This window comes from Vibrio sp. FF266 (assembly GCF_041439695.1).
Lineage (GTDB): Bacteria > Pseudomonadota > Gammaproteobacteria > Enterobacterales > Vibrionaceae > Vibrio > Vibrio tasmaniensis_A.
Genome location: NZ_JBGOOO010000005.1, coordinates 1 through 22,255 on the forward strand (window position 1 = coordinate 1; position 22,255 = coordinate 22,255).

Annotated in this window: 18 protein-coding genes and 2 pseudogenes; 12 read left to right on the forward strand and 8 right to left on the reverse strand. The window is 44.7% G+C overall.

What is annotated here, in order from left to right; genetic code table 11:
• Positions 1-55: 55 nt before the first annotated feature.
• Both ACED59_RS05730 and ACED59_RS05735 read left to right on the forward strand, forming a co-directional pair.
• Positions 56-574, forward strand: a pseudogene (locus ACED59_RS05730) (sensor histidine kinase); the annotation flags it as partial.
• 123 nt (positions 575-697) lie between these two features.
• A complete protein-coding gene (locus ACED59_RS05735) occupies positions 698-994 on the forward strand; it encodes a Bor family protein (RefSeq protein WP_017097222.1) in 297 nt (98 codons plus the stop codon).
• Positions 995-1,218: 224 nt separating this feature from the next.
• Here the strand turns inward: ACED59_RS05735 and ACED59_RS05740 are convergent, their stop codons facing one another.
• The 6 genes from ACED59_RS05740 to ACED59_RS05765 all read right to left on the reverse strand — a co-directional run bounded on the left by ACED59_RS05740 (position 1,219) and on the right by ACED59_RS05765 (position 9,176).
• A complete protein-coding gene (locus ACED59_RS05740; RefSeq protein ID WP_017097221.1) occupies positions 1,219-3,669 on the reverse strand; it encodes a family 20 glycosylhydrolase in 2,451 nt (816 codons plus the stop codon).
• Between the two features lie 108 nt (positions 3,670-3,777).
• The gene (locus ACED59_RS05745) at positions 3,778-4,407 is read right to left on the reverse strand and encodes a bifunctional 4-hydroxy-2-oxoglutarate aldolase/2-dehydro-3-deoxy-phosphogluconate aldolase (protein ID WP_017097220.1); all 630 of its coding nucleotides are present in this window, start codon (positions 4,405-4,407) and stop codon (positions 3,778-3,780) included.
• Positions 4,408-4,425: 18 nt separating this feature from the next.
• A complete protein-coding gene (locus ACED59_RS05750; protein ID WP_017097219.1) occupies positions 4,426-5,394 on the reverse strand; it encodes a sugar kinase in 969 nt (322 codons plus the stop codon).
• Positions 5,395-5,524: 130 nt separating this feature from the next.
• Positions 5,525-7,039, reverse strand: a complete 1,515-nt coding sequence (locus ACED59_RS05755) for a sodium:solute symporter family protein (RefSeq protein WP_371704844.1) — start codon at positions 7,037-7,039, stop codon at positions 5,525-5,527.
• Between the two features lie 206 nt (positions 7,040-7,245).
• Positions 7,246-7,638: a RidA family protein gene (locus tag ACED59_RS05760; RefSeq protein WP_017065166.1), complete on the reverse strand. Its 393-nt coding sequence runs from the start codon at positions 7,636-7,638 to the stop codon at positions 7,246-7,248.
• Positions 7,639-7,742: 104 nt separating this feature from the next.
• Entirely contained in the window at positions 7,743-9,176 is a 1,434-nt protein-coding gene (locus ACED59_RS05765) for an amidohydrolase family protein (RefSeq protein WP_017097218.1), read from the reverse strand.
• Between the two features lie 176 nt (positions 9,177-9,352).
• Here ACED59_RS05765 and ACED59_RS05770 point away from each other — a divergent pair, with 176 nt between their 5' ends.
• A complete protein-coding gene (locus ACED59_RS05770) occupies positions 9,353-10,627 on the forward strand; it encodes an amino acid deaminase (RefSeq protein WP_017097217.1) in 1,275 nt (424 codons plus the stop codon).
• A gap of 117 nt (positions 10,628-10,744) precedes the next feature.
• Positions 10,745-11,608, forward strand: coding sequence for a MurR/RpiR family transcriptional regulator (locus ACED59_RS05775; RefSeq protein ID WP_012600047.1), 864 nt, complete (start codon positions 10,745-10,747; stop codon positions 11,606-11,608).
• Here the strand turns inward: ACED59_RS05775 and ACED59_RS05780 are convergent.
• Complete coding sequence (locus ACED59_RS05780; RefSeq protein WP_012600046.1) at positions 11,605-12,144, reverse strand: hydrolase; 540 nt, start codon at positions 12,142-12,144, stop codon at positions 11,605-11,607. The genes ACED59_RS05775 and ACED59_RS05780 overlap by 4 nt on opposite strands.
• A gap of 363 nt (positions 12,145-12,507) precedes the next feature.
• Here ACED59_RS05780 and ACED59_RS05785 point away from each other — a divergent pair, with 363 nt between their 5' ends.
• From ACED59_RS05785 to ACED59_RS05810, 6 genes and pseudogenes are all read left to right on the forward strand, one after another.
• Positions 12,508-13,077: a porin family protein gene (locus ACED59_RS05785; RefSeq protein ID WP_371701267.1), complete on the forward strand. Its 570-nt coding sequence runs from the start codon at positions 12,508-12,510 to the stop codon at positions 13,075-13,077.
• 232 nt (positions 13,078-13,309) lie between these two features.
• Positions 13,310-14,932, forward strand: coding sequence for a phosphoethanolamine transferase (locus tag ACED59_RS05790; protein WP_017097216.1), 1,623 nt, complete (start codon positions 13,310-13,312; stop codon positions 14,930-14,932).
• Between the two features lie 324 nt (positions 14,933-15,256).
• Positions 15,257-16,192 carry a CorA family divalent cation transporter gene (locus tag ACED59_RS05795; RefSeq protein WP_009845989.1) on the forward strand — a complete coding sequence of 312 codons (936 nt, stop codon included), beginning with the start codon at positions 15,257-15,259 and terminating at the stop codon, positions 16,190-16,192.
• Positions 16,192-16,737 carry a mechanosensitive ion channel family protein gene (locus ACED59_RS05800; protein ID WP_009845990.1) on the forward strand — a complete coding sequence of 182 codons (546 nt, stop codon included), beginning with the start codon at positions 16,192-16,194 and terminating at the stop codon, positions 16,735-16,737. The genes ACED59_RS05795 and ACED59_RS05800 overlap by 1 nt, the downstream gene beginning before the upstream one ends.
• Positions 16,731-16,814: pseudogene (locus ACED59_RS05805) on the forward strand (AraC family transcriptional regulator); the annotation flags it as partial. The gene ACED59_RS05800 and the pseudogene ACED59_RS05805, both read left to right, overlap by 7 nt.
• A gap of 133 nt (positions 16,815-16,947) precedes the next feature.
• Positions 16,948-17,580, forward strand: a complete 633-nt coding sequence (locus ACED59_RS05810) for a triacylglycerol lipase (RefSeq protein ID WP_017097215.1) — start codon at positions 16,948-16,950, stop codon at positions 17,578-17,580.
• Positions 17,581-17,755: 175 nt separating this feature from the next.
• Here ACED59_RS05810 and ACED59_RS05815 read toward each other — a convergent pair whose 3' ends face one another.
• Positions 17,756-18,730: an arginine deiminase-related protein gene (locus ACED59_RS05815; protein ID WP_009845992.1), complete on the reverse strand. Its 975-nt coding sequence runs from the start codon at positions 18,728-18,730 to the stop codon at positions 17,756-17,758.
• A 565-nt stretch (positions 18,731-19,295) separates the two neighbouring features.
• Between ACED59_RS05815 and ACED59_RS05820 the strand changes: the two genes are divergently transcribed.
• Together ACED59_RS05820 and ACED59_RS05825 are read left to right on the forward strand one after the other, a co-directional pair.
• Positions 19,296-21,146: an ABC transporter ATP-binding protein gene (locus tag ACED59_RS05820; protein ID WP_017097214.1), complete on the forward strand. Its 1,851-nt coding sequence runs from the start codon at positions 19,296-19,298 to the stop codon at positions 21,144-21,146.
• 296 nt (positions 21,147-21,442) lie between these two features.
• Positions 21,443-22,147, forward strand: a complete 705-nt coding sequence (locus ACED59_RS05825; protein ID WP_017097213.1) for a DUF445 family protein — start codon at positions 21,443-21,445, stop codon at positions 22,145-22,147.
• Positions 22,148-22,255 lie beyond the last annotated feature (108 nt).

Sequence of the window (22,255 nt, forward strand, 5' to 3'; positions counted from 1 at the left end):
CTTTGAAAAACAATATGTCGCTTAATGCGGTGTCCAGTCTTACTGGAGCAGATCACTACTATATTACGCAAAACTCGACAGTTGTGATCTAGATAACTTACTACAGCCATTAGAGGTAAGAGACTTTCTCGATCACGCAATGAGCCGTTGGAACAAAGAGACTGAGTTTAGTATTGATCTATCACTACCAGAACAACCTCATTTGATATTAGCAGATGATACGCTGCTCAATCGCGCGTTAGATAACCTAGTACGTAACGCGATGAAATTCGCACGCTCACAAATTTCGATAGAAGCAAGCGTGCACCACGATATGCTACAAATCGCCGTGCATGACGACGGTGACGGCGTAGCAAAAGAGCACCGTTCTCGCCTATTCGAACCTTTTTATGTTGGAGATAAAGCGCGTAACAAAGCCAAGAGTGGCCATGGTCTAGGGCTTTCTATCGTCAAGAAGATCTGTGTTCAACACGGTGCAACAGTACAAGTCGCACAAAGCAATACTTTAAAAGGCGCCGTATTCACTATAGCCTTTCCACTGTGTAACGATTCGACTGACAAACCCATACAGTAACGACCAATCATCTCTGGAATAATGTTCAACATCAACCGAAGGAGGCTAGATATCCCCCTTCAAAACCAACAACACTCGTTCACCCTTACTAACGTGAGCTGAATTTTATCTCTGGAGAAACACATGAAAAAATTAATGATCATTGCGGCACTATCGCTAGTAGCAACAGGTTGCGCTCAACAAACTTTCGTAATGGCCCCTCAAGAGAGCGAAGCAACAGCACCAACAACTGAAAAGTCACACCACTTTTTCATCAATGGTCTAGCGCAGAAAAAGCAAATTGATGCAGCTAAAGTATGTAACGGTATCGACAACGTTGCTAAAGTTGAAGTTCAAGAGACATTCGTGAATGGTTTACTAGCAGCCGTAACTTTTGGTATTTATACACCACGAGAAGCACGCGTTTACTGCAAAGCTTAACTCGTCGTTATTTGTCCACGAACCAACTGACGACACCAAAAGTTTGGTCTTGGAAGCTTCTACCTGACATTAACGTTAACGCTACAGAGTAGTGTTAGTGAGTAGTCGCTTATATTGGGCGAGAAATTACACCCAATTGAGAAGCTAAAACTAAAAAACCGCCCACAGAGGGCGGTTTTGATTCACTTATTGGCGTGTGACTTATTCGCTAATCCGTTAACGACTTACTCAGCTAGCTGCTTCAACAGTAACTCTGTAGGGCGAACAATCGCGATGATCGATTCATCATAGATTTTCGCTGCTTCAGACAATATCGCTTGGTAAGCATTTGCATCTGATGCTCTAACTTTTTCATCCGCTTGTGCTTTAGCAATCAAGGTTAACGCCAAGTCTGCGACTTCCGCGGTTTTCTCTGCGACAATCACAGTCTCTACCGAAGACACATTACCTGCGAAGACAGTCTCAGCAGCGAGTGCAGCCGCTTTTGCTTGTTGATAATGCTGGGCAAGTTGCTCAAGCGCTTGTTGATTACCCGTCTCGACTTCACTGACCAAATCTTGCATCTCATACACCGCGTAGCTTTCTACTGGCAGCGCATCAACAAAGCGGTTTAGACGCTCGTATTGGCTGTATAAAGTGCCCTTAGGCTCCGTAGAGTTCCACTTCTCCCAGTTACGTGCATAGTACTGTGCTGGTTCAATGTATTTCGCAAGCACGCGTAGATCGTGGATATCCTGCCCTTTAGCAATACGTTTTAACAACATGTCGGCATCCGCATGGTGACGCAGGCCAACCGACACTTCAGACCATGTATCCATCGCTTTCATGCGCTTGTACATGCTGCGTTCGTCCGTCAATTCCGCATCAGACCAGAAGCGCTCTGCAATCGCATAGCTGCGCGGCCATAGGTAGTTTTCAACCGTGAGGCTGTCTTTATTCTCTAGCCACATGGTGATCTCGCCTCCCAAGATAAGCTCTTTTTCTTTGTCGGTTAATTCTGCAGGGTAACCACCATTTGGTTCAGGAATCACGCTGCCTTCAACATCACTGCTCGCAATCACTTCACCTGTGGTTGGCCAACGCACATTACCGACCAATTGGTAACTGCCTTCGGTAAAACCCTTGGGATTTAGGTTTAGGTTGAACTCGGTGTACGACATGAAGTTATCGAAGTGACCGACAAAGGTTTTACCCGGTACATAATCAAGGATGTAGATCTCTTCACGAGACTTGCCGTTATAATCACTGAATGCGCGGAAAGTACCGTCTTTCCCTTCAATAATAGTCAGTGTTCCCTTACGTGGGCCGCCTTTTGAACGTGGCTTCTGCCATTGATACGTCACGAACTTTTCGCCACTGTGCAGCTTATCGTCAACTGTGATGCCACTTGGCATTGGGTCATTGCGATAGTGGTAGCTAGTCGGCTGAGGTTGATCTAGGTAATAACCCGTAGAAAGAATACCTGGGTAGCCCTCTTTCGCCGCACGACCAATGCTGTCATGCCCTTGCCAGCTTTGAATCACGATGGAAGTCGGCAGATCTTTATGCCAAATCTCATCCCAACCGGTCATCTTCTTACCGCGCTCTTCGAGCATCTTCTCAACTTTTACATTGAGGTAAGACTGCAGACCACGCTCGCCATCGATATTGTTCTCTTCAATGAACTGTTGGTGCTTTTCGCTGTTTTTCCATTGCGCATAGTTCGGCTCATCGCCACCGATATGAAAGTACTCATCAGGGAACAGCTCGGTCACTTCGTCAAACACGTCACCTAGCATCTCATAGACTTCTGGGTTCAGTGGATCCATGAGCGGTTCAAACACTCCCCACCCTCTTTCTTGCTCGTAGTTTTGCCCTTCAACGCCCGACATCAAACGCGGGTAAGCATGAGCCACGGCAGAAGAGTGACCCGGAAGAGAGACCTCAGGGATAACACGAATACCAAGATTACGGGCGTATTCAACTAAGTAGCGAACTTGGTCTTTGGTGTAGTAATTACCATCGGCAGTTTCAGACCACAGACGCGGCCAAGATTCCGTTTGAATTCGAATGCCTTGATCGTCCCAGAAGTGCCAATGGAACACGTTCATCTTCGCCGACGCCATCGCATCTAACTGACGAATCAGCACATCGAATTCAATGAAGTGACGTGAAGTATCGTAAGAGACACCACGCCAACGAAAACGGGGCTCATCGACAATTGTTACGGCAGGAATATGGTAGCCAGTCGCTGTGGTTTCAACGAGCTGTAAAAGGGTTTCGATGCCGTGAATAGTGCCGTATGAGCTTGGAGAGCTCAGCGTGATTTGTTCACCCTGAGTGGTAATTTTGTAGGACTCTACAGAGTCGATGTTCTGTACTTCAGACTTTGGTGCCGCATCGATATCTATGATCAGGTCCGCTTGATCTGCACTATCAACCTGCCAATTTAGAATCGGCACACCTGTCTGACGCTCAAGGCGATCAATAAAGCGTTTCGCCGTGTACTCAACGCGATCAGAATTAAAGCCTTTGATGTAAACTTGAAAATTACCATCTACTTTCACTTGCCCAGCTTGCAGCTCGACCGTTTGTGGGTACGGCATTAAATTTAGATCGGTATTTGGAGCCATTGCTAACGCCATTGGGGACACTACTGAACCTGAAATCAATAGGGATAATATAGTTTTTTTCATTATTAGTTTTCCTATATAAATATGGTTCTGTTTTGTTTATCGGAGGCAATTCACAAAACAGAACCATCAACCACTGCTGTTGTTTATCTTTATTCCAAACGCTTCTCGTTAGTCCACAAGAGCGACTGCTTCACGAACCAATGCCGCGATCTCGTCCCACTGTTCATTCTCGATCATCTTCGGAGATACCATCCAAGTACCGCCACAACACACCACGCGATCCACGGCTAGGTAGTCATTCACGTTGTGCTTGCCGATACCGCCCGTTGGCATTAAAGACACATCAACGTATGGCGCTAACAGAGATTTCACCATGTTGATGCCGCCAGACGCTTCTGCAGGGAAGAACTTCAAGAAGTTAAGGCCAAGCTCTAGCGCTTGCTCTACTTGGCTTGGGTTATTTACGCCCGGAACGATTGGCATACCGATCTCTTGGCAACGTTTTACGGTGTTTGGGTTCAGGCCCGGAGCTACGATGAATTCGCTGCCCGACTCTTTCGCAAGGTCGATCTGCGCTGGCGTTAATACTGTGCCGGCACCGATACACATTTCTGGATACGCATCGCGCATCGCACGAATCGCGTCTGCTGCCGCTTCAGTACGGAATGTGACTTCAGCAACTGGTAGGCCGTTTTCTACCAACACTTTTGCCAGTGGAATCGCGTGTTCAACCTTGTTGATTTGGATAACAGGGATAACTTTGAATTGTTTAAGTTTGTTGATCATTTCTTGAGACATAGTAATTCCGCTTTTTATTTATTTTTTAATCAGTTGGCTCATAGCGCTCACGGGGATGATTGCGCCAGAGTATTGAATAACGATGGAAGCTAGTTGGTGGCCAAGTTCGGCTGCGTCGGTGGCGCTCTCGCCAGTAAGACGCGCAGCTAAATAACCCGCAGCGAATGAATCGCCCGCCGCGCAGGTGTCGACCACGTTAGAAACACGAGTCGCTGAGACATAATTCTCAACAATGTTGTCCTGTTCAACTTGAACAATCTTGCATGGCTCGCAGCCACGTTTGATGACGATCTCTTGGCAACCCAAACGGATACAACGTTGTTGAACGCTCTCTGAGTTCCCCCAGACAAGCAGATCGTCGTCTTCGGTAATCAAGGCGATGTCCACCAGCGGCAGTAACTTGGCATACCAATGTCGAGCTTGCTCGGTGATCCAAAGTTGCGGGCGATAGTTATTATCAAAAATCACCTTACCGCCTTGGTTTGAGAACACGCTAATCGCTTTGAATAAACGCTCGCGAGAGGCATCATCCAAGATCGCGATACTGATACCGCTGATGTAAATCGCATCGACTTGTTTCTCTGTCAGGGCGATTTCAAGCTTATTCAGGTTGTCGGTTTGCTTGTTTAAGTTATCAATTTGAAAGTAAGATTTTACTGCCGCGTCGTTGCGCCAGTAATGAAAGTGTCGCTCGCCTGTCTCGTCGGTTTCGACCATGTAGAGCCCAGGAAGCTTGTTCGCGATGCGTTCGACGAAATTGGTTTGAATACCTTCGAGCTGCCAGCTATCAATCATATTTTGAGACAGCTCATCACTGCCCAGGCCTGTCGCGTAATGAACAGAGAGGTTTTGATGTTGAGTTAAGCGAGAAAGGTAAAGTGCGGTATTGAGTGTGTCACCACCGAATTTTTTGGTTAATGGAGAGCCGCTGATTTCGACCATGCACTCGCCAAAGAAAGCAATATTGAAGTTAGAAGATGCAGGCATAGCAGATCCTAAAATAGAGAGATAAATGGGGAAGAAGGCCCTACCGAGAAGCAGAGCCTGAGCTAGCTAAACCACTCCACAACTTGTTGTACTGAATTTGTTGTACTAACTAGCTGTGGAGCGTTTTAGATTAGCTTGTTTGATTTGCAGGACGTTGAGAAGACGCGTCTTCTTCAAGCACACCTGAGTCTGACAATTCCATTTCCATCAGAGCACGCTCGTCATCAAGGATTGCTTTCGCCATTTCTGGTGTTACTTGATTAGCCGGAGTACAAAGGCTTACCAGCACACCAGCCGTTAGAGCCACTAGACAAGAAGGAATCACAGGGTTGCCCCAGAAAGCCGTGTAGTCTGCGTTTAGCATTACGACAAATGAAGCCACAGATGCACCCGCTAGCGTAGCAAGCGCACCCTGCCAGTTGTAACGTTTCCAGAATCGACCCAACATACCGCACACAAACATGCCCGACATTACGGTTGAAATCATTTTCGTGATGTAGCCAATGATGTCGTTTGACGTTAGTGCGAACAACAGTGCAAAACCAATCACCACAATCAGTGCCAAGCGAGAATAGTTCACCATTGACTCTTTGTTTGGTACGCGGCCTGTGAACATCACGTAAACGTCACGCAGTAGGATAGACACGCCCGCAATCGCATCTGAGCTTGCGCTCGACATGGTTGCAGAAAGACCCGCGATAAGAACAATCATGCCAACGCCAACCGGAAGAACCGTTGCAGCTACGTAAGGGAACGAGTAGTTCGGGTTATCCAATGATGGGTCGATTGCGTGTGCAGCCATACCAATGATTGCAGGAATGATTGAGAAGAAAAGGTACAACACACCCGATGCAACAAATGAGCGACGGATGGTTTTAACGTCTTTGCCTGAGTAGATACGTTGACGGAATGAAGGCGTCGCCAGTACACCCACACCGATAACCACAGCCAGAGATACAGCAGGCAGAATGCCCAGTTTATCGATTGCTAAAAAGCTCGTAGCAGCAGGGTCCATCGCAGCGTAAAGGTTATCCATGCCACCGATGTGATCCACAGACATAACCGCCATCAAGATGAAGCCAGCAAAAAGGATGATAGCTTGGATAGTATCGGTCCAAACAACCGCTGTGTAACCACCGATCACCACGTAGATAGTAAATGCCGCAGCAATAATAATCTTCGCAAGGTTAAGGTCGATGTCAGCAATCCACGCTAGGTACATGCCGCCACCTAGAATATGCGCACCCAACCAACCGATTGACGCGATAAAGATAAGCAGACCAACCACGTTTTTCACGATTCGGTTAGCGCCAACATAGTAAGCCAGCTCTTCACTCATGGTCATGAAGTTCAGTTTACGAACCGGAGCAAACCAAAGGGCTAGCAATAGGATGCCGATAGCACCGCCAATTCCGTACAGAGCACCTGCCCAACCATTCGCGTAGCCGAAGCCAACCGCACCCATACTTGAGCCCGTGCCGACCATAGTCGCGACGGTTGTACCCAGTACTAAGAATAATGGCAGGCCACGGCCGCCTAATAAGAAATCTTCGCCAGACTTTTGATTACGCGAGACAAACCAGCCTAACCAAATTAAAAAACATACGTACACGCCGAAGCCTGTAAGAAAAAGTGTGCTGTTCATTTGACACCTCTCAGTGAAATATTAAGTTCATTCCTGAACTTTATTTATGATTCATTCATTTTATATTTCATATAATTACTTTATTGGTTTTGTATATTTTTAATTAAAGTAATTTTTATAAATGTAGGGTGAGAGTATTAAAGGATAATAACAGGGATGCTTACCCCCTAGTACTCTCTAAGTAGGTTATTGTGATTAGGTTATAACTAAACGCGATCAGCGCGGTAGCAAGTCACATCTACTTCAACTTTCACGTCTACCACTAGGTCACAGACCATGCAGATACGTGCCGGTGGGTTAGCACCGAAGAACTCTTTGAATACTTTATTAAAAGATTGGAAGTAACGAGAATCCGTTAGCACAACCTTTACGTGCATTACGTCTTCTAGGCCGTAGCCCGCTTCAGTCATGATATCGACACAGTTTTGGATCGCTAGGCGAGACTGGTCAACAATGCCACCCTCAACCACTTCACCATCTGTCATCGGTGTCTGGCCAGAAACGTACAGGAAACCACCCGCTTCAGTTGCGCGTGCAAATGGTAAATGTTGTCCGCCTGTACCTGTACCGCCTTCAACACCGTAACGTTTAATAGTCATTTTTTAACTCCACTTCTTTATAGATAATATTGGCTATGTTCCAATATATTTAAATTAATTCGTCGTTTTTATATTTACCGTAAATTTAATTTGATAATTAAAATCTAGTTTCGGTAAATAAAAACGCCTGAACGATTATTTTTCACTTTTCCTTTTTGGTAAGTTAACTCACCATTTACAAATACACTTTCTATTCCCTCAGCAACTGAAATAGGATTTTCAAATGTTGCTGTGTCTTTAATATTCTTTGGATCAAATAAAACTAAATCGGCAAATGCACCGCAGCGAACTTCGCCTCGGCCCGCTAAGTTGTAACGCTCTGCCGACATTCCGGTCATTTTGTGAATCGCTTCTGGCAACGAGAACAGCTTTTCATCTCGGCAGTAGTGACCCAATACTTTCGGGAAGGTGCCCCACAATCTTGGGTGTGGATGCGGGTCATTTGGTAAACCATCAGAACCGACCATGGTCAGCTTGTATTTCAATACGCGCTTTACGTCGTTCTCATCCATACAGTGATAAACCGCACCTGCTGGTTGAAGTGCTTTCGCCGCATCCATCAGAGGTAGATTCATTTGATCAGCAATCTGCTTAAGCGTTTTTCCTGCATGTTCTGGCTTTGCTTCAGACCAAGTGATGAAGATGTCGAAATCATCCGTCACCTGTTTCAAATCCAGTGTTGAAGAGCTCGCTGAATATGGGTAGCAGTCACAAGACACATCTTGGTGTTCTGAAACCTTGTCCATCAAATCAAGCACTTCAACGGTTCTGCCCCAGTTGCCCGCACCCGCACATTTAAGGTGAGAGATAACAACGGGCACTTTCGCGTATTGTCCTGTCTCAAACGCTTCTTCCATCGCGCTTAAGATCTCTTCGAATTCGGTACGCATATGCGTGGTATAGATGCCACCGTGGCTAGACAGTACCTTTGCTAACTGCATCACTTCGTTGGCATTCGCTTGCTTCGCACTTGCGTAAGCCAGACCAGAACTCAAACCTAATGCACCTTGCGCCATCGCTAAATCAAGGTTGCTTTGCATCGCTGCAATTTCATCTTCGTTTGCGGTGCGTTGCAGGTCGTCCATCACTTGGTTACGCAGTGTGGTGTGGCCAACTAACGCAGCTACGTTTACTGCGGGTTGAGCTTGCTCTACCGCTTGTGCGTACGCCGCAAAAGTTGGGTATTTAAAATCAGCCTGCGCACCTAAAAGATTCATTGGGTCAGGTGGATCACCAGCCAAAACCGTTGGTGATGCGCTGATGCCGCAGTTGCCAACAATCACGGTTGTCACACCTTGGCTGATCTTAGGTAGGCAATCTGGGTAACGAATTACGTTGGTATCGTCATGTGTATGTACATCGATAAATCCAGGAGCCAATGCTAAGCCTGCTCCCTCAACCAACTGGCCACAATCTTCGTGATCGATTTGACCAATTTCGGCGATTTTTCCATCTCGGATTGCTACATCGGCACAAAACGATTGTTCGCCGGTGCCATCAAACACCTCTACATTTTTAATTATCGTATCGAACAACATTTTTCACTCTCTCAATCCACTGTGTTGATGGAGCTATCTTAAAAATTTGGCCGATTGTTTTCAGTGACAAAACACACATAATACTTTAAATTGTGTGATAGTTTCTATCACAAACAATAAGAATGATAGATTTACACATAACAAAACAACGACTTACATCATGTTAGGAATCAGCAATGAAAAATAACCCTGCACTCGAAAATGTTAGAAAGTATCAAAGAGAAGGTTTTATCTTAACTGAAAAAGGCCAAAAAGGGAGAGCGGTATCACAATCTGAGAACGGTGTTTATCGACTGATTGACGAAGATGTTTCGCTCCCAGTTGCGGTTATCAAGCAATCCGCCTTAACCAATAACCTAAATTGGATGCAATCATTCGCCGATCATCATCAGGTTAAATTGTCGCCACATGGCAAAACATCAATGACACCTGCTTTTTTCCGCCAACAGCTAGAAAATGGCGCTTGGGGTATTACAGTAGCAACGCCTGCACAGGCAGAAATTGCCGCTATGGCGGGTGCAACACGAATCATCATGGCCAACCAATTGGTGGGTAAAACCAACATGGCGATCGTTGAACAGCTGATCAGTGAGTTTGATATCGACTTTTACTGTTGTGTGGATTCTTCGGTAAACGTGCAGCAACTTAACCAATATTTCTCTAATACAAAACAGACACTAAAAGTACTGATCGAATTTGGTGTAGCGGGTGGCCGTTGTGGTTGTCGTTCACCACAAGAAGTTCTAGAACTGGCTCAAACCATCCAAGACACACCTGCCCTTTCGCTGGCGGGTATTGAGGTGTATGAGGGTGTGATTCACGGTGACAACGCAGAACAAGACATTCGCACCTTCTTGAAACAGGCACTGACTTCGGTCGAAAGCCTCGTATCAGATGGTCTAATTACAGAGCAACCTATTATCACTGGCGCAGGCTCGGCTTGGTATGATGTGGTGGCAGAATGTTTGGCGAACCTAACCGATTACTTGGCGATCATCCGCCCGGGCTGCTATGCCATTCACGACACAGGTATTTACCTAGACGCACAAAGCAAGGTGTTGCAACGTGCCCAAGTAAACCAAGGTTATGCGTGTGAATTGGGCGGTGATTTAGAATCGGCACTTGAGGTGTGGGCTTATGTTATCTCTCGCCCAGAGCCGACCAAGTTAGTGGTTGGGCTAGGCAAGCGTGATGTGGCCTTTGATGCGGGTTTACCGATTGCCGAGCGCGGCTATCGCAATGGTGAAGCTATCTCAGTAAAAGGTCTCACCGCGACGGCTGTGATGGATCAGCACACCTTTGTTGAAACCGATGGTTCTTCTGAGATTGAAGTGGGCGACATGATTGCTTTCTCGACCTCACATCCGTGTTTAACCTTCGACAAATGGCGCTACATTGCCATCAGCGATGACGATCATCAGGTAAGACACTGGGTAGAAACCTGCTTCTAGTTCGATTTTTCAATAAGCTAGAATCAGCGAAGCAATAAGATATACTAACGGAGCTAAGCTTTAGCGACCAATGACTAGGTATTAGCAAATAGCCCCATCAACAAAGGATCAGGATTCTTGAGTTTAGAAGTAGATATCATTTCACAGATAACAGAGCGTTTTCCTGCTCTTCGTGATGCAGAAAAGAAAGTCGCCAAGCTGATCATGGATGACATTGATTTTGCTGCTAATGCCAGCATCACAGAACTTGCTGAAGGTGCTCAAGTGAGTGAAGCCACCATTACGCGTTTTGCTAAAGCGATCGGCTGCAGCAACGTGCGTGATATGAAGATTAAGTTGGCTCAAACACTAACCGTTGGCCAGCGCTTTATCCTCGAACCTGTTGACCAAACTGGCTATCAAGGTATCTACGAATCAATCAAGCAGAGCCTAGATATCAACCGAACTCTGTTCAAAGAGCAAGACGTTGAAACTGCAGTGAGCTGGCTGCATAACGCCAGACAGATCATTGCTATCGGCATGGGTGGCGGTTCGACCATTGCTTCTCAAGAGCTGCAACATAGACTGTTTCGTTTGGGCTACCCAGTGGTGTCGTACAACGATGGCTTGATGTCACGTATGGTTGCTGCCACGGCAGATGCCAATGACGTGATGGTGATGATTTCAGCGACAGGCTTTACGCCCGTGATCACTGAAACTGCCGAGCTAGCCAAGCAGTACGGACTTAAGATCATCGCGATTACCCCACAAGACACACCGCTAGCAAAAATTGCGGATATCTTGCTACCAATCAAGCATATGGAAACTGACTTCATCTACAAACCATCGGCTTCTCGCTACGCAATGCTGGCGTTGGTGGATGTGCTTTCAATGGGTATGGCAGTCAATCACAAGAACCGTTCGCGCGACAAGCTGCGTCGCTTGAAAGTTGCGCTAGATTCCTACCGAGGCGGTGGCGACCGACAACCTCTCGGTGATTAACGAATCAAGGATAGAATGAGCTTAAATTCACGCGCGCGGCAGTCCTTTACCAGTTCGTATAAGCTCATTTCCAATCCTGTGATTTCGATACCAGCATCCATTAGTCGACAGATTGCTAGATTCTTGTTGAGTGCCGTTCTCGAACTAATACAGTCGCCAACCACCTGAACCTTGTACCCAAGATCTAACAACCCCATTGCGGTTTGATAAACACAAATATGAGCCTCAATGCCACACACTAACCAAGTCTCCACACCCTTGTCTTGCACAGCTTCAACAAATTTGGGCTCATCACACGCATTGAACGTGAATTTAGGTATCGGCTTTGCATCATTCAACAAGTCATTAAGTTCGTCGACTGTAGCACCTAGCTTCTCTGGATTCTGTTCCAAACGAATAATTGGCAGACCCAAAACCTGCGCTCCTTGAGCTAACTTTCCGCAATTAGCAATCAGCGTATCGCTCTCATCAACAAGGCGTGCGAGCTTGCCTTGTACGTCCACAACCACCAAACCTGTGTTTGCTCGGTTTAACATCCAACTCTCCTTGTCATGATTAGAATCAGCGTACTGCTTTGCTTTCAACAAACACCGCAACAAATACTACAATAGAACAAATACAATGTTTGTTATGTTTATTTTTCAATTAGTTAGGTAAACCCGTTCTCACTTCAACCTTAAAAAACATCGTTTTATTTAGCAAATTTAACCTTTTGTCAATATGTGAATTTTATTTATAAAGAATATAACCAACAAATATGACCTTACCTCTTGATAAATCAAGGGCTACAGATAGTCACTTTATCAATGAAAAAATAGGTTTCATTTGTGAGGGTTTTATAAATCATTCGTCAGCGATACCGTGACTTACATCACAGGATGAGTAAACAAGGTATTATCATGAAAAAATCAGTATTAGCACTCGGCTTAATCGGTTTAGTTTCACTTCCAACTTTTGCAGCAAGCACAGATGGTGGCGCGTATGTAGGTGGTGGACTTAGTGTCTATCAAGACTCCGATACAGATGGTCACGGTAATTTAGATTCAGATGGTATGGGTTATAACCTATACGGTGGTTACCAATTCAACCGTATTGTTGGCGTAGAGCTTGGCTACAACGATTATGCAGATTACAAAAATGGCGCAGAAAAACTCTCGCCAACCTCTATTTCTGCATCAGCGAATATCGGTTATACGTTTGACAACACTATTCGTCCATTCGTGTTGGCTGGTTTAAGCTCTGTTGACCTTCACGCGAACCAAGCGGCAAACTATGGGGACGACAGCGGTACTGGCTTCCACTTTGGCGTAGGTGTTGAATACACGCCGATTGAACACTTAACACTTCGCCTTATTTCACAAGCTGACGCGGTGAGTGTTGATGACTATTCCTATCAGGGTTCTCTCAAAAACGATGACCACACACTAGCATTCAACAGTGTTAGCTTCGGTGGTTCATACAACTTCTAATGTGCTCCTCACGGCCACGTTGTAAGTAAATAACTCAAATTCACTTTGCTACTCTGCCCTATGATAAGGCAGCACAGTAAAGTGAATTTTTGTATCTATACACCCTATCGAGCCATTTCACTTTAGCCGGTTATCACTCACCATCACTTCTCGATCTTTATGCGTTGATATTAGAGCTTTCTTGATAGGGATACTAAAATAAAGAGATAAGATACGCAGGGAAAAAAAACCTATGAATCTACCAAGCTTAAACATGTCGATAAACAAGCTGCCCTTTGTGTTGGCTGTGTATTATCTGCTTATCATCAACATCCCTCTCTCCCTAGAACTGTTTAGTATTGTTCAGGCATCAAAGTCTGAAAGTGTCGCGTTTCTTATATCCATCCCGCTCTTCTTCCTTGCTGCTTTTAATTTCATCTTCCAAGTCTTTAATTGGCCGATATTCTCCAAACCGTTTTTCATCTTATTACTGATCACCTCAACCTTAGTCAGCTACAGCATGTTCAATTACGGCATATTCGTCGACTACGGGATGATAGAGAATGTGTTTGAGACCAATAGTGGTGAAGCAGCAAGCTATGTAAGTACCCACTCCATCTTATGGTTACTTGCGATGGGCGGTATTCCATCGATCATCCTGTTGTTCACCAAACTTGAAAAAGAATCGTGGAAAGATTTCTTTGTCTGGAAATCGATTGGGCTGCTCTCTTCCTTGATCGTCATTGCCATTATTGCCGGGATTTTCTACAAAGATTACGTATCGATTGGTCGTAATCATTCGCACATCAAAAAGATGATCATCCCGACCGAGTATGTGTCATCAACGGTTAAATACATCAATAACACCTACATAAAACAGCCTATCCCTTATCAAGAGTTAGGGTTAGATGCGAAGCAAACAGCACAAGCCAAAGCGGCAACCAAACCAACATTATTAGTGTTTGTTCTTGGTGAAACCGCACGCGTGTACAACTACCAATATCATGGCTATGAGAGAGAAACCAACGCTCATACCAAGCCTTACAACCCGATATTTTTCTCTGATGTTCAGTCGTGCGGAACAGCCACTGCGGTTTCTGTGCCATGTATGTTCTCGAACATGAATCGCAGCAACTACGATCGCGACAAAGCCTACAACCAAGATAACGTGGTCGACATTATGAACCGCGCGGGCATTCACTCTATCTGGCGAGAGCATGATGGGGGAGACAAAGCCGTCGCACATCGAATCAAAGAGATGACTCTCGTCGCCAAAGACAGCGACCCTTTATGTAATAACGATTTATGCTACGACACGGCAATGCTAGAGAACTTTGAGCAAGATACTCAAGATCTTAAGCAAGATAGCATCATTTTCTATCACATTTCGGGGTCTCACGGGCCTACTTACTTTGAACGTTACCCTGACGAACATAAGAAGTTTACGCCAGACTGCGCTCGTGCAGACATTGAAAACTGCACCAAAGAGGAAGTAGTTAACACCTACGACAACACCATCTTGTATACGGATTTCTTTCTCTCACAGGCGATTCAGAAACTGGAGAAACTGACCGACAAATACAATGTCGCGCTGATGTATATCTCGGATCACGGAGAGTCTTTAGGGGAGAATGGTGTGTATCTTCATGGTATGCCCTACTCGCTGGCACCAAAAGAGCAGACTCACGTACCTATGATCCTATGGATGTCTGATGGTTTTGCTGCGCAGAAAGGGATAAGCGAGACCTGCTTAAGAAAGGCGGGAAAAGAGCAGAGCTTCTCCCAAGATAATCTGTTCGATTCTTTACTCGGTCTAATGGATGTACAAACCAAAGAATATCGAGAGAACCAAGATATTTTTGCTTCTTGTCGCTAGTGCTTTTGCTTATGTAAACCATCGGAAAACTCAAGTTGCCTGAGCAAGCTCTCCTCAACTTCCCCTAAAAAGAAAAGACCTCGGTCTTTTTTTTTTCGTCGCTAACATGGAGCCAGAGTGCTAATTTATAACGACGAAACAATGAGCTACATTTAATAGACACAATAATGGAAGAGTCCGTCGTGCTCCAAAGACCAACCTGTCTTATTAGACTTAATCTCACTCACATCGCTCATTGAGCTTACCAAGATTAAGCTCAGTTCAATACGGCACCTGAATGGCGCCTAATATCAATGTTTACGTCATATCATTAAGGACAAATGAATGGACGCTTTCATAATTTCAAGCTGGCAATTTTCTGAGGGTGTGGCACATGAACACACCACCAGCCCAGCCTCATTCGAGCAATCAACTTGGTATCACTGCCAAAGAGATGCTGACGGTTTGAGAGAATGGCTCCACAGTAATACGGTTCCAAATGCCATCATCGATTCATTACTCACCGATGACACCCGCCCTCGGTTCGAACAGTTTGGACACGACTGTTTTTTGATGATTCTGCGAGGCATTAATCTAAACGAAGGTGCTAACCCTGACGACATGCTTAGCCTACGCATCTTATGGTACAAAGGCACTTTAATATCGACACGTAAAGTTCCTTCAAAAGCGGTCAGTAATCTGGTGTCTGATCTCATTCAAAACCAAGGCCCCACATCATTGCCTGATGTGTTGTTGGGCATGATCCGTGGAATCAACCACAGTATTTCAACCTTCCTAGCACCCGTCGAACTATTAATTGACGAGTTAGAATCTAACTCCAATATCGACATAAGATCCATTAACGCTCTACATTCAAGGCTACTCAGACTAAGGCGTTATTTGAAGCCACAGAAATACGTTTTTGAAGATTTAATGAGTGACCTACCTGCACCATTGAGTAATCACAACAGTCATATAAAGAACAGCCTTGATACCATCCTGAGAATTAACGAGTCTGTTGAGTTTTACATCGAACAAATTAATGTATTTTTAGCGAGCCTAAGTCAGCAACAAGCTGAAAAAATGAATAGAAATACGTACCTATTTTCTATCATTGCAGGTATTTTCCTCCCTGCTGGGTTTTTCACCGGTTTACTGGGTGTCAATATCGCGGGGATACCCGGAACAGATAACCCAATAGCATTCCCACTATTTTGCGTTGGGCTGCTCGTAGTCATAGCGGCAGAGGTCATTATTTTGAAAAAATTGAGGTTTATTTAATGGTTGAGTTTTTGCAATCCAATATGTGGCTTAGACAAGTAGTTTTAGGTTTACTTCTTATCACTGTGTATTGGGTGATCAAACGCTTAGGTAAGAACTGGATAGAAACATTAGCGGAAAATAAGCGTGTCGAATTGAAGCGAAAGCAGTTCGTGATTAAGTGTTTCAATATTGTTCTGTTTCTACTCTTCATCGCTGTGTTTACGATTGTTCTTAACTTGGGTTTTGGTGATATTTCGCTGTTCTTATCATCCATATTTGCGGTGCTGGGTGTCGCTTTATTCGCGCAATGGTCCATTCTAAGTAACCTCACAGCCAGCGTACTAATATTTTTTGTCTTCCCTTATCGCATTGGCGACAGAGTAAGAGTCGCGGAGAAAGACGAAGACATCAGCGGTGTGATCATCGATATCACCATGTTCCACGTTATTCTTCGACACAGTTCGGGTAACATTATCACCTACCCCAACAACCTGATTTTACAAAAAGGCGTGATAAAGGTTTTGGTTGAACCTGAAGCAAAAAGTGAAGCTTCAATAAGGTAACAGGCCTAACACCGAATACCTATGCCAAACAAGGTGGGTTAACGATTGATGTGTATGGAGGAGTGAGATCAGAGTAACCCACTCTTTGTCTATAACGCACATTCTTTCTATAGCGAAGGCTCTGTCTTTTGTGTCCCATTAGCCGCAAGTTTTATTGAGTTTAGATTTGCGACTAAATATACTGGGGGCATCATCAGACGGAGGACAAAAATGAATAATAAAAACAAACATATAGTTTTAATTCATGGTCTATATATGCCTGCGTTGATCATGCAATATCTGGATAGAAACTTCAAAAAACGCGGCTTTACAACGCACAAGTTTGCCTACAACTCGCTGCGTTTCCCTTCTGCAGCCAAACGCCTCAATCGCTTCGTGAATGCTCGCTTTGATGAGTACGATGAGGTCTACTTTTTTGGTCACTCACTGGGTGGCTTGCTGATTCGCCACTACTTTAAGTTCTACCAGCCCGACTTTGCAGACACCTGCATTATTACCGCAGGCACACCGCACAATGGGGCAACCATAGCCAAAACACTATCGAATCATGGGCTTGGATTTATATTTGGTTCGAGCAAAATGATCTTAAGCGATGGCCTGGGTGACTACGACATTGATGTGCCGATTGGCGTGATTACAGGCACTTACGACGCCGGAGTTGGACGTATTGTACTGGGGAAAAACCCGGGAGATGGCACGGTAACACTCGAAGACGCAAACCTGAGAGGAGCAACGGATACTTACGCTCTCAAACTCAACCACACGGCGCTTGTCTACTCCAAGGAAGTCGTGGCACTGTCGGCTCAATTCATCGAACACAGAGCTTTTAAGGACGCTTCATAGCTTTTGCGTTAGCTCGTGTCTCTAGCTCTGGTTCTCATATTACTGTTTTCTTACTTCTGGTAGACCGATACAAAGATAGATAAAAACAAAAATACCACTCTGCGATAAGAGTGGTATTCGAAGATCCATTACTGGAAATGAGCGCTTGCTATACTTTCTATACTTTCTATACTTGCTACAGACGATTCACTCGGGTTGGTAAGAACACCTCGCCCAACATGCATCGCACCGAACCACCGCCGATGTCTTCGATCGTTTTCACGTTAAATGGTAGTAGCTTACCGTGTGTCGAAAGCTGAGCTAACTGAGCTGGAGAAAACGCATCATAAGCCGATTGAGACATCGCGATCACCTTGTCGCCATTCACAGTTTCAAGCTGAAGGATGTTGCCACAAAAACGATTCATCTGATCGATTGAGATAGAGATAACTTGCTTGTCTTTGGCAAGAGACTTCACAACAAAGCGGCGCTCAAACTCTGGGATCACTTCATCACAGATCACGCAGAAGTTATCACCAATCGCCATCATCACATTGGTATGGTAAATCGGTTGACCAGACGGTAATGCCGTTTGGAACGAGACCACGCGAGAATAGCCAATGCGCTTCGCGTAATCTTCCAATACTTCGCGGTCACAACGTTGTGAAAGCGCAGCATAAATGGTCTTGTTGATATGGTCGATCACCATCACGCCAGTGCTCTCTAGATAAGAACCTTGAGCAACGTACGACTCCATAGACTCACTGTGATTAACAATGCGACCAGACGCTTCCAACGCTTCAATAAGTGCATTCGGCTTAACTTCATTTTGACGGTTTTCACACGCCATAGGGAAAGTGAATAGGCTTCCATCACTACAAGTACTGAACCAGTTGTTTGGGAACACTGCGTCAGGGGTTTCAACACCCAGTTCCGGATAATCAAACTCTACAACTTGCACACCTTCTTTACGTAGCGAAACCACCATAGCCTTAAACTCGGCCATCGTTTCTAACTTTACCTCAGCTTCAGTCAGATCGACTCTGTGCTGAAACTCGTTATCACGGGCTGTTTCTTCGTTAAATTTAAATTCTTTTGGCGGCACCATAACAACGCAATTTGCGTTTTGAACATTAGTAATATGCAGTGATTTTTTGTGTAGGTTTAACATTTTAACCGTCCCTATCTTTTATTTACATCAGAATTGTAAACAACTTGTTACGACAAAATTCACTGAAAATCACAACGATTTGAATATTTATCCCAAGTAATTACTGCGGATTTTAGATTAGTCGGTAATTTTTACTGCAAGATAACAGCACATCAGAAAGAACCAACTGTATGCATATTCGTTAAAGAATTTACTGGATAAATATTCTCATTTCATTTTTCAACTCCACACGAGTTTTGATTACAATTTAATCCATTTAACGTTAGGATTATCACCGTTGCATAACCATCAATTACGTTTGAAATAAGCTTAACTTTTCCTGTCTAATTCAATCTAAAATTAGCTTCATGAAAGACACTCTTTGGAAGTGTTCTGTGTCGCTTAAACCAAGTACTTACATAAGAACTAAACAAAAATCTATCGAATGGCTTAATACTTATAAGAACGCGTTGGCACTTATATAATTTCAAACTAAAACTGAAAAATTCAAATCAAGACTATAAAAACAAAGCTGCACATCACGATGCTCTAGCTCAAAGATGCAGTAGCTTATAAAGGGAAAACTATGTACAAGAAATTTGAAGGCTTTACTGAAGCCTTTCCAAAGGGAGAGCCAATACAACCTCCTACTGGAATACTGGCATTTTGCCGCCATTACACTCGTGGTTTTGAAAAACCGTTGATCTTGCTCGGATTGATGAGCATGACCATCGCGATCATCGAAGTTGCGCTGTTCGGTTACATGGGACAACTGGTTGACTGGCTATCAACTAGCAACCCGGACACCTTCTTAGCAGACAACCAATCCACTCTGATGGGGCTTGGTATCCTGTTACTGGTCGTGATGCCAATCTTGATCAGTGTTTATTCGCTATTGCTTCACCAAACTTTGCTGGGCAACTATCCAATGTCGATTCGTTGGTTAGCTCACCGCTACCTTTTGAAGCAAAGTTTGTCGTTCTATCAAGATGACTTTGCCGGGCGTGTTGCCACCAAAGTGATGCAAACCTCGCTCGCGGTACGTGAAACCGTGACCAAAATGGTCGATGTGTTTGTTTACGTGACGGTTTACTTTACAGCGATGCTGTTCATGCTCGCTGAATCGGATTGGCGCTTAATGGCTCCAATGTTGATTTGGTTGTTCATTTACGTTGGCATTCAACTGCACTTCGTACCAAAGCTGAAAGACGTGTCTTCAGAACAAGCGGATGCTCGCTCGTTGATGACGGGTCGCATTGTGGATAGCTACACCAACATCGCTACGGTCAAACTTTTCTCTCATAGTAAAAGAGAAACCGAGTACGCCGAAGAAGGCATGGAAGGCTTCCTAGACACAGTCCATCGCCAAATGCGCTTGGTTACTGGCTTCAACATCTGCGTTGAATTCGCTAACTACTTGTTGGTGTTCAGCATTGCCGGTATCTCTATCTACCTATGGCTAGATAACGCGATCACCGTAGGTGCAATTGCGATTGCGGTCAGCTTAGCTCTGCGTATTAACGGCATGTCGAAATGGATCATGTGGGAAATAGGTGGTCTGTTTGAAAACCTAGGTACCGTGATTGATGGTATTAAAACACTGTCTAAGCCCATTGCTATCGAAGACAAAAAATATGCGAAACCTTTGGACGTTCCACAAGGCGGTATCAACTTCGACAACGTGAGCTTTAACTACGGTGAGAATAAGGGTGTGATTAACAACCTAAACCTCAACATCAAACCGGGTGAAAAAGTCGGCTTGGTTGGCCGTTCAGGTGCAGGTAAATCGACCCTAGTTAACTTACTGCTGCGTTTCCACGATGTAGAAAGTGGTCGCATCCTGATTGATGACCAAGAGATCTCGAGCGTTACTCAAGATTCTCTGCGTAGCAACATAGGTATGGTGACTCAAGATACCTCACTGCTGCACCGTTCGATCAAAGACAACATTCTTTACGGTCGTCCTGAGGCAACAGATGAAGAAGTGTATGCCGCAACCAAACAGGCACACGCTCATGAGTTTATCGAAACGCTAACTGACCCGTTTGGTAACGTTGGCTACGATGCTCAAGTAGGTGAACGTGGCGTCAAGCTTTCTGGTGGTCAGCGTCAACGTGTCGCTATCTCACGTGTACTTCTGAAGAATGCTCCGCTGTTGGTTCTAGATGAAGCAACATCAGCTCTCGATTCAGAGGTTGAAGCTGCGATACAAGAGAGCTTGATTGAACTAATGGAAGGCAAAACCGTTATCGCGATTGCACACCGCCTATCGACCATTGCCGCAATGGACCGTTTGATCGTACTCGACCAAGGTAATATCGTCGAAGAAGGCACGCACCAAGAGCTGATTCACCAAAATGGTATCTACGCTCAATTGTGGAATCACCAGACCGGTGGCTTTATTGGTGATGATCTTGAACAGACAACGAGCGCTTAATTTATCTTCCATTTTAAAAGTGCGGCGTAATTCACACCAAAATGTTAATTGGCGGTAAATTACACATGGCAGAATGTTATGTCGTAATCATATAATGACATTAACAGCAATGACGCTTCGCTTGCGCGTTCTGGAATAAGGCTAGACTTCGGGGGGAGGCTAGCCTTTTTTATGTCTGTTATTCTTCGCCCTTTCTCGTCTGTTTTCTTTGGTTCTATAAACTTCATCGATCCTTTTGTTTTTTTCTTGGCGTTTTTTTCTTAAAATGCGCGCAGTATTCTTTCTAGAGATCAACCATGAACAAAAGTGTCTTAACTAACGTTATTGCGTTAGCACTGCTTGCTGGCGGCTATGCGACAGCAAACCAATACTTGCTTTATGCAGGTTTATTCGCATTTTCTGGTGCTATCACCAACTGGCTTGCGATTCACATGTTGTTCGAGAAAGTACCCGGCCTATACGGTTCTGGCGTTATTCCTGCGCGCTTTGAAGAGTTCAAGGCAGCCATCAAAGAACTGATGATGGAGCAGTTCTTTACCGAAAGTAACATCGACCGTTTTCTTAGTAGTGAGATGACCGGAAAGTCACTCAACCTAGAGCCTGTGATTAAGAAGATCGACTTTAACCCTGCATTCGAATCGCTGGTGCATGTTATCGAAAACTCACAGTTTGGTGGCATGTTGGCGATGGTTGGTGGTACAGAAGCACTGCAGCCAATGAAGGCGCCATTTGTTGAGAAGATGCAAGAGTCTGTGATTGAAATCAGCAAGAGCGATTCGGTAAAAAATGCTATCAAGGATGAACTTGAATCGCCTGCAATGATGGATGAAATTAAAGAGAACATTGAGGCGATCATCGATCAGCGCTTGAATGAACTGACTCCAAAACTGGTTAAAGAGATGGTTCAGACCATGATCAAGAAACACCTTGGTTGGTTGGTCGTTTGGGGTGGGGTATTCGGCGGTGTGATTGGTTTAATCTCTGCCGCAATTACGCTGTAAGGCGGAGAAGTTTATCCGATTGCTCTTTATCTGACGTTCAACAAAAATGGAAGCTTATTGGCTTCCATTTTTTATATCTAAATAACCTTGGTAAGGCGAAAGCAGGTC